Below are 15207 nucleotides of genomic sequence, written 5' to 3' on the forward strand. Positions count from 1 at the left end.
GACTGGTTTTGGGCAAAGCAACGCCACCGCCGGACCCTCTGGTCCAACGTGCCCCTCGGGGCGTTATTCACGTGATTTACTGCGGGTATTGCCGGACGGCGCGCAGCGACAGAAAACCGGGCGCAAGCGACGTGCGGTTACTGCGGTATGAACAGATTTGAAACAGGGCCCAAGTGTTAACGGGAACTTTCTGGGACGTCAAGACTTTGACGCAGCAATTCCCATTGCCGTGAAGCAGTTCACTATTTCGCCTGTTTATTAGCCGATTTTGTTATGCATGCGTGACGAAGTGTTGGCGCCATGTAAATGCATGTAACTGATGGCCCCGGCAGGAGTTTCTGCCCGCATAAAGAAAAACCCGGCAGTCACCTGCCGGGTTTTCCGTACCTCAACGCATTGCCGCGTGCGCGGCGGCGGGAGGCTCAGCCGCACCACACCCGCGCGTTGCGGAACATGCGCATCCACGGCGAATCACCCTGCCACTCGGCCGGGGCCCAGCTGAGGTTGAGCGCGCGCGGTGTGCGTTCCGGGTGCGGCATCATGATGGTGACGCGGCCATCGGTGCTGGTCAGGCCGGTGATGCCGTCCGGTGAACCGTTCGGGTTCAGCGGGTACTGGCTGGCCACGTTGCCGTTGCCATCGACATAGCGCAGCGACACCCGCGCGGCCGCCTGGTCGACGGCATTGGCGAACACCGCCTGGCCTTCACCGTGGGCCACCGCCACCTGCAGGCGCGAACCGGCCATGCCACGCAGCAGCACCGACGGCGATTCCACCACTTCCAGCAGCGCGGTACGCGCTTCGAACTGCTCGCTGGCGTTGCGGCGGAACTGCGGCCAGTGCTCGGCACCGGGGATGATGTCCTTCAGCTGGCTCATCATCTGGCAACCATTGCACACGCCCAGGGCGAAGCTGTCCTGGCGCGCGAAGAACGCAGCGAAGGCATCACGCAGCGCGCTGCGTTCCAGGATCGAAGTCGCCCAGCCACGACCGGCACCCAGCACATCGCCGTAGCTGAAGCCACCGCAGGCGACCAGACCGGTGAAGTCCTGCAGGGCCACGCGGCCTTCGATCAGGTCGCTCATGTGCACGTCGAACGCGCGGAAGCCGGCACGTTCGAAGGCGTTGGCCATTTCAATCTGGCCGTTGACGCCCTGTTCGCGCAGCACCGCCACGCGCGGGCGCGCGCCGGTGTTGATGAATGGTGCCGCCACGTCCTCGTTGAGGTCGAAGCTGAGCTTGGGCTTCAGGCCCGGCGCAGTGAAGGCACGGGCCACCTCGCGCTCGGCATCGGCGTTGGCCGGGTTGTCGCGGCGCTTCTGCATGGCATGGGTGACCGACCACCAGGCATCGAACAGCGCTTCCCAGCGCCACTCGGCCAGGTTCTCACCGCCCAGCGACACGCGCACCACCGGGGCGGTGGTCGGCTTGGCGATGCGCTGCGCGCATTCGATCAGCGCATGGCGCTCGACCAGATCGGCGAACGCAGCGCGGTCTTCGCGGGCGATCTGCACCACTGCACCCAGTTCTTCGTTGAACAGGCTGCGGAACGGATCATCGCCCCAGGCATCGAGGGTGATGTCCAGGCCCAGGCGCGAGGTGAAGGCCATTTCGCACAGCGCGGCGAAGGCGCCGCCGTCGCTGCGGTCGTGGTAGGCCAGCAGCAGGCCGGCCTGGCGCGCATCGCGGATCAGTTCGAAGAAGCCCCGCAGGCGCTGCGGGTCATCCAGGTCCGGTGCGGCACCGGCGAAGGCCGGCAGGTCGCCCTGGTCGGCGTGCACCTGGGCCAGGATGGAACCGCCCAGGCGCTGCTTGCCGGCCCCCAGGCCGATCAGCCACAGCTCGCTGTCCACGTCGCGGTCGAGCAGCGGGGTCAGCTGCTGGCGCACGTCGGCCACCGGCGCGAACGCGGAGATGACCAGCGACACCGGCGACACGCTCTTGTGCGCTTCGCCCTGGTCGTGCCACTGCGCCTGCATCGACAGCGAGTCCTTGCCCACCGGGATGCTGATGTCCAGCTGCGGGCACAGCTCCATGCCCACGGCCTTCACCGCGTCGTACAGCAGCGCGTCTTCGCCCGCGTGGCCGGCCGCAGCCATCCAGTTCGCCGACAGCTTGATCTCATCCAGCGCATCGACCGGGGCCGCGCACAGGTTGGTCAGCGCTTCGCCCACGGCCATGCGCGCCGATGCCGCGGCATCAAGCAGGGCCAGCGGGGTGCGCTCGCCCAGCGACATGGCTTCGCCGGCCACGCCGTCGAAGTCGGCCAGGGTGATGGCCACATCGGCCACCGGCAGCTGCCAGGGGCCGACCATCTGTTCGCGTGCGGTCAGGCCGCCCACGCTGCGGTCACCGATGGTGACCAGGAAGTTCTTCGAGGCCACGGTCGGGTGCGCGAGCACGCGCAGGCCGGCTTCCTGCAGGTCCAGGCCGCCGGTCTTCAGCGCCGGCCAGCGCGGTGCCGGCGGGTGCGCGGTGTCGCGGTGCATCTTCGGCGGCTTGCCGAACAGCACGTCCATCGGCAGGTCGATCGGCGCGTCGGCCGGGGTGTGGCCCGGCACGGCGCCGTAGGCCACCACCAGGTGCTCCTCGGCCGTGGCCACGCCCACGGCGGCGAACGGGCAGCGCTCGCGTTCGCACAGCGCGGCGAACTCGGCCAGGCGTTCCTGGGCCACGCCCAGCACGTAACGTTCCTGCGATTCGTTGCACCACAGCTGCATCGGCGACAGCGACGGATCATCGGTGGGCACCTTGCCCAGGTCGATGACACCGCCGACATTGGAGTCATGCAGCAGTTCGGGAATGGCGTTGGACAGGCCACCGGCGCCGACGTCGTGGAAGAACTTGATCGGGTTGTCGGCGCCCATCGCCACGCAGCGGTCGATGACCTCCTGGCAGCGGCGCTCCATTTCCGGGTTGTCGCGCTGCACGCTGGCGAAGTCCAGGTCCTCGGCGCTTTCGCCGGAGGCCACCGAACTGGCGGCACCGCCGCCCAGGCCGATCAGCATGGCCGGGCCGCCGAGCACGATGACGGCATCACCGGCCTGCAGCGGGATCTTGTCGACCTGGATGCGGTCGATCGCGCCCAGGCCACCGGCCAGCATGATCGGCTTGTCGTAGGCACGCACCAGGTCAGCGCCTTCGGGCAGCTCGAAGCTGCGGAAGTAGCCGAGCAGGTTCGGGCGGCCGAACTCGTTGTTGAACGCAGCACCGCCCAGCGGGCCGTCGGTCATGATTTCCAGCGCCGGCGCCATGCGCGGGTTCAGCGCGCGCGGCGCCTCCCACGGCTGCGGCAGTTCGGGAATGCGCAGGTGCGAAACCGAGAAACCGGACAGGCCGGCCTTCGGCTTGCCGCCGCGGCCGGTCGCGCCTTCGTCGCGGATCTCACCGCCGTTGCCGGTCGATGCACCCGGGAACGGCGCGATCGCGGTCGGGTGGTTATGCGTTTCCACCTTGATCTGGAAGGCGCTGGGCACCTGCGGTTCGCGGCGGTACTCGCCACTGGCCGGATCGGGGCGGTAGCGCGAAGCCGGGTGGCCTTCGATCACCGCGGCATTGTCGCTGTACGCGCTGAGCGTGTGCTGCGGGGTCTGCTGGTGGGTGTTCTTGATCATCCGGAACAGCGAGCGGTCCTGTTCCTGGCCGTCGATGGTCCAGCTGGCATTGAAGATCTTGTGGCGGCAGTGCTCGGAATTGGCCTGCGCGAACATCATCAGTTCGACATCGGACGGCGAGCGGCCCAGCGCGGTGAAGCGTTCGCGCAGGTAGTCGATCTCGTCCTGGGCCATGGCCAGGCCAAGGCGCTGGTTGGCGGCCTCCAGCTGGTCCACGGGCACGCGTTCCAGTTCACCGCGCGCCGGGGTGGTGAACAGGGTCTGGCCCTGGCCGACGGTTTCCAGCACCGACTGCGTCATCGGGTCATGCAGGGCCTTGACCAGCGCCTGCTGGGCGGCAGCGTCGGCCGGCCATCCCTGCACGTCGATGCGCAGGCCGCGTTCAACCCGGCTGACCGGCTGGCCGGCACCGCGGACCAGTTCGGTGGCCTTGCTGGACCAGGGCGACAGGGTACCCAGGCGGGGCACCACGATGCGGCTGACGGCGCCGTCGGCGATGGCCTCGGCCTGCGGCTGGGCTTCCAGGATGCGGCACAGGGTGGCCACATCGGGGCTGGCCGAGCCTTCGGGCTGGACGAAGTAGACGTGCCAGGCACCGCTGATGCGCAGGGAGGGAGCGATGGACTGCAGGCGGGATTCAAGGCGTTCGCGGCGGAACAGCGACAGGGCGGGCGCGCCCTCGAGGACCATCATGTCCGGGGAACCGTAGTTGGGAAACGGGCCCGACATTGTACCGGAAGCGGGGGGAGGGCTTTGGCCGGGCGGCGCCCGGCACCCGCAGAGGCCAGGGCAACGGCCAGAGCAACAGCGGTACTGGACTGCTGCGGGCTGGGTGGGGCGGTGTGGGCTTGCAGGACACGCCGTAAACCCATCGCTGGGGGCTCGTAGGCGCCATCCATGGCGCCTGCGGTCCTGCAAGCCCACACCGCCCCACCCCTGACAGATTCCCGCGATCTGCAGTAGATCCACGCCATGCGTGGATGCTCTGCGGTAGTGCCGGCCGCTGGCCGGCAACCAGACGAAAAGCAGAAAGAGGCATCCAGAGCGCAGCGACCGGCTTTTGCTTTTGAATTTTTCTTTTGTCTTTCGTGGCTGGCGCGCGCAGGAACCTGTCCGTGGCCGGGCGGGTGGGTTGCGCAGGGGGCGCAGGCGCCATGGATGGCGCCTACGAGCTTACATGGGTGAGGGCGCTTTGCTTGCGAAGCACTGCTTCGCAAGCGCCCGAACGCACAGCCGCCAGCGGCTGGGCCGGGCCCCGGAGGGGGACTTGCAGCGTCCCCTGCGCAGCCCACCCGCCCGGCCCTCCCCCGGAAATCCGCTGTTCGCGGAAATCCCCAGCCACGAGGGGGCTCCGCCGATGGCAGCCAACCGCGCGCCAGCGCCGCGCTTCGCCGGAATGCCCGAATCCCAGAACCATGCGCTCGCTCACGGATTACCCACGCAATTGATGACAACGTTGTCCCCACTTGGCCCCGGACTCTCTCCCCGGCCCGCCAGGTACCCCGTCCGCCCCCACCGTCGCCTTCCCGGGCGACGTCCGGACCTGCGTCACGCACGGCGCCACCGGGCCCGTGTGCCACTTGATCGGAGACACGCCATGTACGACCCGTTTGTGCAGAGTGCCGAAGTGCGCAGTTCCGAACGCTCCCCCCGCTCCTTCCGCCCGCGCCGCCTGGCCTGGCTGCTGGCCATGGCCGCCGGGGCTGCTGCCCTGCCCGGCCTGGCCCAGGCCGCCAGCTGTGCCGGGGTGGCGCAGTGGGACCAGGCCAAGATCTACCGGGCCGGTGACACCCTGCAGAAGGGAGGGGTGCTGTACCGGGCGAACCAGGACATCTGGAACGCGCCGCCGGACCATCCGGCCGGTGCGCCCTACTACACCAATCTGGGCGCCTGCGATGGCACCGGCACCAACCAGCCACCGGTGGTCAGCCTGACCTCGCCGGCCAATGGCGCGACCTTCAGCGCCGGCAGCACGGTGAACGTGACCGCCAACGCCAGTGATCCCGACGGCAGCGTCAGCAAGGTCGAGTTCTTCCGCGATGGCAGCTCGATCGGCGTGGATACCAGCGCGCCCTACAGCGCCAGCTGGGCCAATGCCAGCGCTGGCAGCCACACCCTGCGCGCGGTGGCCACCGACAACAACAACGCCACCAGCAGCACGGCCACCATCACCATCACCGTCAACGCGGCCAGCGGCGATACCACCGCGCCCAGCGTGCCCGGCGGCCTGGCGGTGGGCACCCGCACCGCCAACAGCATCGCGCTCAGCTGGAGCCCGTCCACCGACAACACCGGTGGCAGCGGCCTGGCCGGCTACGATGTGTACCGCAATGGCAGCCTGGTCGGTTCGCCCTCCAGTGCCAGTTACGTCGATGGCGGCCTGACCGCGTCCACCACCTACAGCTACCGCGTGCGCGCCCGCGACAATGCCGGCAATGCCTCGGCGCAGGGAACGGCGGTCAGTGCCAGCACCCTGGCCGGCGGTGGCGGCGGTACCGGCAAGCGGGTCATCGGTTACTTCACCCAGTGGGGCATCTACGGCCGCAACTACCGGGTGAAGAACATCGACAGCAGCGGTTCGGCCGCGCGCCTGACCCACATCAACTACGCCTTCGGCAACGTGCGCAACAACCGCTGCGAAGTGGGCATCACCCAAGCGTCGGACCCGAACACCGGTGCCGGCGGCGATGCGTTCGCCGATTACACCAAGGCCTTCGGTGCCGGCGAAAGCGTGAGCGGCAGCGCCGATACCTGGGACCAGCCGCTGCGCGGCAACTGGAACCAGCTCAAGCAGCTCAAGGCCAAGTACCCGGGCATGAAGGTGCTGATCTCGCTGGGTGGCTGGACCTGGTCGCGCGGCTTCTCCAGCGCGGCGCGCCCGGAGAACCGCCAGGCCTTCGTCGCTTCCTGCATCGATGCCTACATCAAGGGCAACCTGCCGGTGACCGACGGTGCCGGTGGCGCGGGTGCGGCGCTGGGCGTGTTCGACGGCATCGATATCGACTGGGAGTACCCGGTGGCGTGCGGCATCGAATGCGGCAAGCCGGAGGACAACGCCAACTTCACCGCGCTGATGGCCGAGTTCCGCCGCCAGCTCGATGCGGTGCGTCCGGGCCTGCTGCTGACCGTGGCCGTGGGTGCGGGCGTGGACAAGATCCGCGTGACCGATCCGGCCGCGTACCACCCGTACCTGGACTACATCAACGTGATGACCTACGACTTCCACGGCGCGTGGGATGCGAAGACCAATCACCAGTCGGCGTTGTTCGATTCACCCAATGACCCGTCCACCGGCGACCAGAAGCTGTACAACAGCAACGACGCCATCGAGGCCTTCATCAGCCGTGGCGTGCCTGCGGCCAAGCTCAACCTGGGCATTGGCTATTACGGCCGCGGCTGGACCGGGGTGGCCAACGGCAACAACGGCATGTACCAGACCGCCGGTGGCGCTGCGCCGGGCACCTACGAGGCAGGCATTGAAGACTGGAAGGTGCTGAAGAACCTGGCCTGGCAGGGCTACACCGACAACACTGCCGGTGCCACCTGGATCTACAACGGCAGCACGCTGTGGAGCTTCGACACCCCGGCCAACATCACCCGCAAGATGGGTTACGTGAAGACCCAGGGGCTGGGCGGCGCGTTCGTCTGGGAGTTCAGCGGTGACGATGCACAGGGCACGCTGACCAAGGCGGTCAGTGACGGCCTGCAATAAGGAAAAAGCCGGGGGACGCATCACGCCCCCCGGCCTCCCACATGGATTCAACATCCGCCGGGCATGGCCCGGCGCTACCAGTCAATCCCACGGTAGCGCTGGGCCATGCCCGGCGACGTTCCGCTCAGCGCTTGACCGACAGCTTCTCCAGCGCCGCGCGCAGCTGCGCCGGCGGCAGGTAGCCGCCCAGCTGGGTGCCGTCGGGGGCGAAGATGGCCGGCGTGCCGTTCACGCCCAGGCGTTGGCCCAGCGCGTACTGCATGGCCACCGGGTTGGTGCAGTTCTTGGCCGGCACGCTGCCGCCCCGCTTGGCATTGGTCAGCGCCTGGCGGCGATCGGCCGCGCACCAGACCGAAATCATGTCGGTGTAATCCTTGCTGCCCAGCCCCATGCGCGGGAAGGCCAGGTATTCGACGGTGATGCCGTTGCGGTTGAGCTCGGCGATGTCCTGGTGCAGCTTGCGGCAGTAACCGCACTCGATATCGGTGAAGACGCTGATGGTGTACTTGGCGTTGGGCGCGGCGAACACGATGCGGTCGCCGTGGTTGGCGGTGCCCAGCAGCTGGCGGCGGTAGCCAAGCAGGCCTTCGCTGTTGGCCGGGCTCTTCAGCTGGGTGTCGTAGGGCTGCGACTGGAACAGGTAACGGCCGTCATCGGACACGTACAGCAGCTGCCCGGACACCACCACTTCGCGGAAACCGGGGAACGGTGCGGCGCCGATGTAGTCGACCTCGAAGCCCGGGTTGAGCGCGGTCAGCGCGGCGCGCACGGCCTGGTCGGCGGCGCCATTGGGGGCTGCCGCGGGCTTGGCGGCAGTTGCCGGGGCCTTGGCCGCCGGCGGCGCCGGCTGGGCGCAGGCCGTCAGGCTGAGCGCACTGAACAGGACAGCGGTGGCAAATCGGAACATGGGCAATCCGCGGGGGAAGTAGACCCCGGATTCTGACACAGGCACCCGCCACCGGCCGCGACGCCACGCACAGCGCGCGCGCCGGGTTCAGCCCCGCAGGTCAGCCGCGCGGATGGTGGCGGGCGTGCAGCTTCTGCAGATGCTCGCGCGCGACCAGGGTGTAGATCTGGGTGGTGGACAGCGAGCTGTGGCCCAGCAGCATCTGCAGCGCGCGCAGGTCGGCGCCACGGTTCAGCAGGTGGGTGGCGAAGCTGTGCCGCAGCCCGTGCGGGCTGATCCGCGCCGGGTCGATGCCGGCCACCTGCGCGTGGCGCTTGACCAGGTGCCACAATGCCTGCCGGGTCAACGCATGCAGCGTGGGCTCGACGAACAGCGGCACCTGCCCGTCGGCCAGCGCCTGCACCCGGCCCTTGCCGACCAGCTGCGGCCGCGACTGCTGCAGGTAACGCTCCAGCCAGTGCTGCGACTCCTCGCCCAGGGGCACCAGCCGTTCCTTGCTGCCCTTACCGGTCACCCGCAGCACGCCCTGGCGCAGGTTGACCGCAGTGGCCGGCAGCAGCACCAGCTCGCTCACGCGCAGGCCGGCGGCGTACATCAGTTCCAGCATGGCGCGGTCGCGCAGGCCCAGCGGGCTGTCGATATCCGGTGCCGCCAGCAAGGCGTCGATCTGGCTTTCGGCCAGCGCCTTGGGCAGCAGGCGCGGCAGCTTGGGCGGGTCCAGCAGCGCACTGGGGTCCTCGCTGCGTTCGCCACGGCGCACGCCATCGGCGAAGAAGGCGCGCAGCGCCGACAGCAGCCGCGCGTTGCTGCGTGGCGACCAGCCATGGCGGGTGCGCCAGGCCAGGTAATCGAACAGGCCGGGGCGTTCGATGGCGGCCAGGCCGCCATCGCGCCCATCCAGCCAGCGGGCCAGGCCTTCCAGATCGCGCCGGTAGCTGTCCAGAGTGGCCCGCGCCAGGCCGTTCTCGGCCCAGATCGCATCGAGGAAGCGCTGGATGCGCATGCTGTCGTCGGCACGCACGTCCGGCAGCTGGGTGACCAGCTGGCGGCGTTCGGCGGGAGTGGAAATCACGGCCATGCGTGCAGGATACGAGGGCCACTGCGGGCGCGGCCAGCTTTGCGTATGCTCGCTGCATGTCCAGCCCCGCCCGCGATGCGGCCCCTGCGGCCGCCACCGAGTCGCCCCGCCCACGCGCACTGCTGCCGTGGCGCGTGCTGGCGATGGTCTACGACGCATTGCCGGTGCTGGCGCTGTGGATGCTGGCCGGCACGCTGTTCACCCTGGCCTATACCTTCAGCGGGCATGCGCAGCGCGAGAACATCGCGCCGTTCAGTGCGTGGCAGTGGCTGCTGTGGGCGGTGTGCTGGGCGGTGACCGGGGGGTACGCCACGGCCAGCTGGCGCCGCGGCGGGCAGACCCTGGGCATGCGCCCCTGGCGCCTGCAGCTGCAATCCCGCGATGGCGCCCCGCTGCGCCGCGGCCAGCTCTGGCTGCGCTTTGCGGTGGCCACGCTGTCGCTGCTGCTGGGCGGCCTGGGCTTCTGGTGGGCGTGGGTGGATCGCCAGCGCCTGACCTGGCACGACCGCGCCAGCGGCACCCGCATGGTGCGGATGCCGAAGCGCTGAGTAAATCCGCCGGCACGGCCCGGAGCACGCGGGCTCGCCGGAAAAGCAGCCGAGCGTGGGCTCGGCCCTACATCATCAGCTTTCCGGCAGGATCACCGCAGGCTGCGTCCAGATGTCGAAGAACGCCGAAGCAAATGCGTTGGCCTGCACGTCGTCGGCCACGGGCACCTGTCCGCTCATCTGCGCGCGGGTCTTCACGAAGTCCTGCCAGAGCTTCAGGCTGCCCTTCTTCAGGCGTTTCTGTTCACCTGCGTCGGTGGCGGCCAGGTACTGCGCATACAGTTCGCGCATCGGTTTGCCTTGTGCCTCGTAGGCAGCCGGCAGGTCCGGCAGCTGGGCGGCGGTGAAAGCCACCTTCGCCGCCGGCGTCTGGTAACCGGCCGGCCCGAAGGCGTCCTTCAAGTCGTCCTCGGCTTCCAGATACTGGAAGAAGCCGGGAATGTTGTAGAGCTTGGTGCGGTAGTCGGACGAGGTGTCCGGGCTGTTGGACACCACCGTGGTGGGCAGTTCACCCAGCAGCCCCACATCCCAGCGGCGCGGAATGAACAGGCCGGTCGCCTTCACGAACGGGCCTTCAATCTCCACGTCGTTCAATTCGACCTTCGAGGCGAGGTTGCCGGTGTTGGTCCTGCCGGTGACGTACTGCTCGGTGACGATCACGTACTCGGCCAGTGCCGGGTTGATCAGGCCACCAATGCCATCGGCGTAGACGACCATGCGCACGGTCCCGATCTTCTCGCCCTGCAGGCGGTACTGCCCCGGCTCCAGGGTGAGCGGCAGGGAGGTATGCGGCGGCAGGGTATGCACCTGCTGGTCGATGGACAGGGTGAGCGGCGTGTCGGTCGGGTTGTCAATTTCGAAATCGGCCGCTCGGCTGCACCCGGCAGCAAGCAGTACGGCCGCGATGCACGGCAGCAGGTTGCGGAAAATCATGTTCGTCCTTGAAGTGGAACCACGGAACTGTGAATCGGCCGGGCGCAGGCCCGGCCTGGCAGGCAACGGCGCCGGGCATGTCCCGGCGCTGCAGGCATCAGCCGGACTTGCGTCGGAACAGCAATCCGGACACGGCCAGCATGACGATGGGCGGCAACGCGTAGGCGATGCGGTAGTCGAACTTCAGCGCGCCGGCCATGCGGCCGAAGAACAGCTGCAGCAGCCAGAAGCCCAGCGCGAACAGGATGCCCAGGAACAGGCGCTTGCCCATGCCACCGCTGCGCAGCGAACCGAAGGCGAACGGCACCGCCGCCAGGCACAGCGCCAGCACGTTCAGCGGGTAGAACCAGCGGCTCCAGTAGATATCCTCGAAATCGCGGGCATCCAGGCCGTTGCGTTCGCGGTATTCGATGCTGGTGCTCAGTTCGCTCAACCGCAGGTTGCGCGGCTTGGCGATGCCGGTGGCCAGGGCGGCGGCATCCAGTTTCGAATCCCAGGGCTCGCGCGCGGCTTCCTGGCGGGTGGCCGAACGTTCGCCGAAGGTATCGCGCTTGACCCCGGTCAGCACCCAGCCGTCCTTGTCATGTTCGGCGGTGGCGGCGTGGGTGAGCGAGGCGATGTTGCCGTCCTCGGCGATCCGGTACAGGCGCACGTCGCGCAGGATCAGCCGCGTGCCCTTGTCACCGACCAGCTGCTCTTCGCCGCTGGCGGCATTGAGGAAGGTATCGCCCTCACGTGCCCACATGCCCGAATAGCGGGCCACGGCCATGTCGGTGCCCCACTTGGCGCTCATCTTCAGCGCATCGGCGCGGTTCTGGCCCCACGGGCCCAGGGTTTCAGCACTGATGACCATCACGCCGGTCAGCAGCGACAGGGCGATCGCGACCGAGACGCTCAGGCGCTTGCGCGACAGGCCCAGCGCGCGCAGGGCGGTCAGTTCGGACGTCGCCGCCAGCTGGCCCAGGCCCATCAGGGCGCCGATCACCGCGGCGGTGGGGAAGAAGGTGTAGGCCCGGCGCGGCACGGTGTACAGCACCCAGGCCGCGGCATGGCCCAGCGAGTAGCCGTTCTTGCCGATGTCCTTGAACTCACCGGAGAAGGCCATCACCACGTCCAGGCCGGTCAGCACCGCCCAGGTGAGCAGCACGGTGGTGAACACCGCGCGGCCCAGGTAGAAATCGAAACGCATCGGGCGCAGCTTCATGCGCGGGCTCCCTTCGGGCGCGCCAGGCGGCCATCGCGGAAATACATCCAGACCGCAAGGCCCAGCAGCGGCAGGGTCAACCACCACAGGCCCACGGCCGTGGGGATCTTGCCGTTGGCGATCCAGCCACTGCCGATGAACATCAGGTTGGTACCGACCATGTAGGCCAGCAGGGCCAGCATCATGCGGCCATAGCGCTGCTGGCGCGGCGAACTGCGGCCCAGCGGCACGGTCAGCAGGGCAAAGGCCAGGGCGATCAGCGGCGGGGCAATGCGCCGGTGCAGCTGGGCCTGGGCCTCCGGCCGGGCATCGCCGACCAGCTTCAGGGTCGGCATCAGCTCGGGATCATCCTCGGCCTTGGTCTGCGCGCCGTCAGGCAGGGCGACATCGTTGCGGGCGAAGGTGGCCAGGCGGTAGTCCAGCGCACCGGCCACCGGACCTTCCACCTGGTGGCCATCGTCCAGTTCCAGGAAGCGCTGGCGCTGCCCTTCGAAGTACATGCGGCCGCCGGCGGCGGACACCACTTCCAGCCGGTCATCCTTCTGCCGCTGCAGGAACACCCGGCCCAGCTGGGTGCCATCGGGCGAAATGGAGGACAGATAGACCACCCCGCCGTTGGGCAGGGGGGTGAAGCGGCCCGGCTCCAGGCCGGCCATCAGCACACTGCGGTTGGCGTCCTGGATCATCTGTTCGGCGGTGCGCCCGGCCCAGGGGCCCAGCCACAGCGAGCACAGGCCGACCAGCCCCACCACCGGCAGCACCAGCATCAGCAGCGGGCGCAGCAGGCGCCTGGGGCCGACGCCGATGGCGGTGATCACCGCCATTTCCGAGTCGCGGTACAGGCGGGCGATGGCCAGCAGCAGGCCCAGCATCAGCGCCAGCGGCAGGATCAGGGGCATGTAGGCGATGAACTGCAGGCCCAGCTGCGAAAACAGCAGCTTGGCCGGCAGCCGTCCATCGGCGATGTTGCCGAGGATGTCCACCAGCACGCCGCCCACGCTGACCACCAGCAGGACGATCAGGGTAGCCAGGAAACTCTGGACGAAATCGCCCAGCAGGTATCGGTCGAGCTTCAGCATGGGGCGGTGGTTTAAACTCTGGGGTTCGTTCGCGGTGCCGCCCAGTCTACTGTCTGGGCGTAAACGGCCTGCGATTGTACGGACTCGCCAATGGAATCTGCTCAATGGCCCTCGAATTCACCCTGAACCACGTTGCTCCGGCCGCCGCCACCGTCGACTGCCTGGTGGTTGGCGCCTACGCCGACCACACCCTGACCCCGGCCGCGCAGGCCCTGGATGCCGCCAGTGGTGGCCGCCTGGCCGCCCTGGCCCAGCGCGGCGACCTGTCCGGCAAGACCGGCGCCACCACCCTGCTGCATGACCTGCCGGGCGTCAGCGCCCCCCGCGTGCTGGTGGTCGGTCTGGGCGAAGCCGCCCGTTTCGGCGTGCCGCAGTACCTGAAGGCCGTGGGCGACGCCGTGCGCGCGCTGAAGGCCGGCGCCGCCCGCAGCGCGCTGTTCACCCTGTCCGAAGTGGCCGTGAAGGACCGCGACGCCGCCTGGGGGATCCGCCAGGCCGTGATCGCCGCCGACCACGCCGCCTACCGCTACACCGCCACCCTGGGCAAGAAGAAAGCCGACGATGCCGGCCTGACCCAGCTGGCCATTGCCGGTGACGACGCCCAGGCCCTGGCCCAGGGCCAGGCCATCGCCGCCGGTGTCGAGTTCGCCCGCGAGCTGGGCAACCTGCCGCCGAACTACTGCACCCCGGCCTACCTGGCTGAAGTGGGCGTGAAATTCGCCGGCGAGCATGACGGCGCCGAAGCCGAGATCCTCGACGAAACCCAGATGGAAGCGCTGGGCATGGGCTCGCTGCTGGCCGTGGCCCGTGGTTCGGCCAACCGCCCGCGCCTGGTCGTGCTGAAGTGGACCGGTGCGGCCGACGCCAAGCCCTACGTGCTGGTCGGCAAGGGCATCACCTTCGATACCGGTGGCGTGAACCTGAAGACCCAGGGCGGCATCGAGGAAATGAAGTACGACATGTGCGGTGGCGCCAACGTCATCGGCACCTTCGTCGCCGCCGTGAAGGCCAGGCTGCCGCTGAACCTGGTGGTGGTGGTACCGGCGGTGGAAAACGCCATCGACGGCAATGCCTACCGCCCGTCCGACGTGATCACCTCGATGTCGGGCAAGACCATCGAAGTGGGCAATACCGACGCCGAAGGCCGCCTGATCCTGTGCGACGCGCTGACCTACGCGCAGCGTTTCGAACCGGCCGCGCTGGTGGACGTGGCGACCCTGACCGGTGCCTGCATGGTTGCCCTGGGCCACCAGACCGCCGGCCTGATGAGCAAGCACGACGACCTGGCCAACGAACTGCTGGCCGCCGGCGAGCACGTGTTCGACCGCGCCTGGCGCCTGCCGCTGTGGGACGAATACCAGCCGATGCTGGATTCGAGCTTCGCCGACGTCTACAACATCGGCGGCCGCTGGGCCGGCGCCATCACCGCCGGCTGCTTCCTGTCGCGCTTCGCCGAAGGCCAGCGCTGGGCGCACCTGGACATTGCCGGCGTGGCCAGCGATGAAGGCAAGCGTGGCATGGCCACCGGCCGCCCGGTCGGCCTGCTGAGCCAGTGGCTGCTGGACCAGGTTGCCCGCGCCTGATGCCGTACCTGCCTCTGGCCGGCGCCTGCCGGCCGGGGCATCCTCCGGCCTGCCTGCCCGGCATGCCGGGCCCCTGCCCGACCCGGACCCTGCCATGCCCCGCGCTGATTTCTACCTGATCGCCAAGCCCCGCTTCCTGACCGAGCCCCTGCGCCTGGTCTGCGAGCTGGCGCGCAAGGCCAACGACGCCGGGCTGCCCGCCCTGGTGCTGGCGCGTGACCAGGCCCAGGCCGAGGAACTGGACGAACTGCTCTGGTCCTTCGACGAGGACGCCTACATCCCGCACCAGATCGTGGGCGAGGACGTGGACGAGGAGGAAGCCGTAGTGCTGATCTCCATTCCCGGCGACGAAGCCCCGGTGCGGCCGCTGGTGATCAACCTGCGCGACGACCCCTGGCTGGGCCAGTGCGAGCGCGTGCTGGAAGTGGTGCCGGCCGACCCGGAAGCGCGCGAGCCGCTGCGCGAGCGCTGGCGCCAGTACAAGACCGCCGGCTACGACCTGAACAAGCACGACATGTAAGGCCGCACCGGCCCCCTTGATGGGCCGCC

The 15207-nt window shown here is 68.8% G+C and carries 10 protein-coding genes; 4 read left to right on the top strand and 6 right to left on the bottom strand.

Annotated features, from left to right (window positions below; genetic code table 11):
- Window positions 1-422: 422 nt before the first annotated feature.
- Window positions 423-4307 carry a phosphoribosylformylglycinamidine synthase gene (gene purL / locus ACM2ZB_RS12085; protein WP_416055601.1) on the bottom strand — a complete coding sequence of 1295 codons (3885 nt, stop codon included), beginning with the start codon at window positions 4305-4307 and terminating at the stop codon, window positions 423-425.
- A gap of 904 nt (window positions 4308-5211) precedes the next feature.
- Between purL and ACM2ZB_RS12090 the strand changes: the two genes are divergently transcribed.
- Window positions 5212-7326, top strand: a complete 2115-nt coding sequence (locus tag ACM2ZB_RS12090) for a glycosyl hydrolase family 18 protein (protein WP_416055602.1) — start codon at window positions 5212-5214, stop codon at window positions 7324-7326.
- Window positions 7327-7450: 124 nt separating this feature from the next.
- On the opposite strand, the gene ACM2ZB_RS12095 is transcribed toward ACM2ZB_RS12090, so the two are convergent.
- Together ACM2ZB_RS12095 and xerD are read right to left on the bottom strand one after the other, a co-directional pair.
- Complete coding sequence (locus ACM2ZB_RS12095; RefSeq protein ID WP_313443233.1) at window positions 7451-8233, bottom strand: DsbC family protein; 783 nt, start codon at window positions 8231-8233, stop codon at window positions 7451-7453.
- A gap of 100 nt (window positions 8234-8333) precedes the next feature.
- The gene (gene xerD / locus ACM2ZB_RS12100; protein ID WP_416055603.1) at window positions 8334-9311 is read right to left on the bottom strand and encodes a site-specific tyrosine recombinase XerD; all 978 of its coding nucleotides are present in this window, start codon (window positions 9309-9311) and stop codon (window positions 8334-8336) included.
- A 56-nt stretch (window positions 9312-9367) separates the two neighbouring features.
- On the opposite strand from xerD, the gene ACM2ZB_RS12105 reads away from it, so the two are divergent.
- Window positions 9368-9859, top strand: a complete 492-nt coding sequence (locus tag ACM2ZB_RS12105) for an RDD family protein (protein ID WP_313443228.1) — start codon at window positions 9368-9370, stop codon at window positions 9857-9859.
- Window positions 9860-9934: 75 nt separating this feature from the next.
- On the opposite strand, the gene ACM2ZB_RS12110 is transcribed toward ACM2ZB_RS12105, so the two are convergent.
- The 3 genes from ACM2ZB_RS12110 to lptF form a co-directional block, all read right to left on the bottom strand.
- Window positions 9935-10792, bottom strand: coding sequence for a hypothetical protein (locus ACM2ZB_RS12110; RefSeq protein WP_416055604.1), 858 nt, complete (start codon window positions 10790-10792; stop codon window positions 9935-9937).
- Window positions 10793-10889: 97 nt separating this feature from the next.
- A complete protein-coding gene (gene lptG / locus ACM2ZB_RS12115) occupies window positions 10890-11996 on the bottom strand; it encodes an LPS export ABC transporter permease LptG (protein ID WP_416055605.1) in 1107 nt (368 codons plus the stop codon).
- Window positions 11993-13075: an LPS export ABC transporter permease LptF gene (gene lptF, locus ACM2ZB_RS12120; RefSeq protein ID WP_313443220.1), complete on the bottom strand. Its 1083-nt coding sequence runs from the start codon at window positions 13073-13075 to the stop codon at window positions 11993-11995. The genes lptG and lptF overlap by 4 nt, the downstream gene beginning before the upstream one ends.
- 104 nt (window positions 13076-13179) lie before the next feature.
- On the opposite strand from lptF, the gene ACM2ZB_RS12125 reads away from it, so the two are divergent.
- Window positions 13180-14658 carry a leucyl aminopeptidase gene (locus ACM2ZB_RS12125; RefSeq protein WP_416055606.1) on the top strand — a complete coding sequence of 493 codons (1479 nt, stop codon included), beginning with the start codon at window positions 13180-13182 and terminating at the stop codon, window positions 14656-14658.
- Between the two features lie 94 nt (window positions 14659-14752).
- Window positions 14753-15178 (top strand): DNA polymerase III subunit chi, encoded by a 426-nt coding sequence (locus ACM2ZB_RS12130; RefSeq protein ID WP_313443216.1) that lies wholly within the window; start codon window positions 14753-14755, stop codon window positions 15176-15178.
- Window positions 15179-15207: the final 29 nt, after the last annotated feature.

It is taken from the genome of Stenotrophomonas maltophilia (genome assembly GCF_047782825.1).
GTDB lineage: Bacteria > Pseudomonadota > Gammaproteobacteria > Xanthomonadales > Xanthomonadaceae > Stenotrophomonas.